The 660-nt window shown below is 27.1% G+C and carries 1 protein-coding gene; it reads right to left on the bottom strand.

Translation table 11 applies throughout. The features are described from left to right. Positions 1–513: hypothetical protein (locus CHI14_RS30335; protein ID WP_212677012.1), on the bottom strand; the 513-nt coding region annotated here is incomplete at its 3' end. Positions 514–660 lie beyond the last annotated feature (147 nt).

The following is a 660-nucleotide window of genomic DNA, read 5'->3' as shown; positions in this document are numbered from 1 at the left end:
CTTTAAGAATATTATTATTTCTATAGTACTGGATAATAACATAATTAGAGTGTAAGTTCGTAATTGTTTGCTCGCACCAAACCAATTCTTAATGTTTTTTAATAATTTAACAGAATCTTGGTGCAAATTTGGGAGTTCTAAACTATCACTTATCAGATAATATATGTCAGTTCTCATGTATAATTTTAGTTCAAATAAAATACCTAGCAATAGTGTCAAAGTAATAATTCTCATGATGTAATATAAAACAATAAATCCTTGAAGAAGAAAAAAATGACCTATTATCGTAATTAAAGTTATAAGAAAACAGTCTGCTATCATACCCGAAAGATACATTATCCGTCGGCCTTTTTTACTTACTGACCACGTATTTGGAATTTGCGTTTGATACACCAAATGTATTAGACGCCTTCCAATATTAATATTAATATTCTGAATGCCATAATATCTAGCAGCCACAACATGTGCGGTTTCATGATACAATCCTAATACGATATCACTTGAATAAAACAAGAAGTATAAGAATAGTAAATTGGGAATATAATTAAACTCTTCAATAGTAGGTATTATGTCATGACCATAATAGAAGTATTCAATCAGTTTTACTATAAAGAACAATAAAAACATAATAATTAATATGGATATAAATTTTTTACTAAA

Origin of the sequence: Paenibacillus sp. 7516 (genome assembly GCF_002272715.1) — a bacterium.
Lineage (GTDB): Bacteria > Bacillota > Bacilli > Paenibacillales > Paenibacillaceae > Paenibacillus > Paenibacillus illinoisensis_A.
Note: the sequence above shows the minus strand (reverse complement) of the source record. Positions and strands in the feature narration are given on the sequence as shown.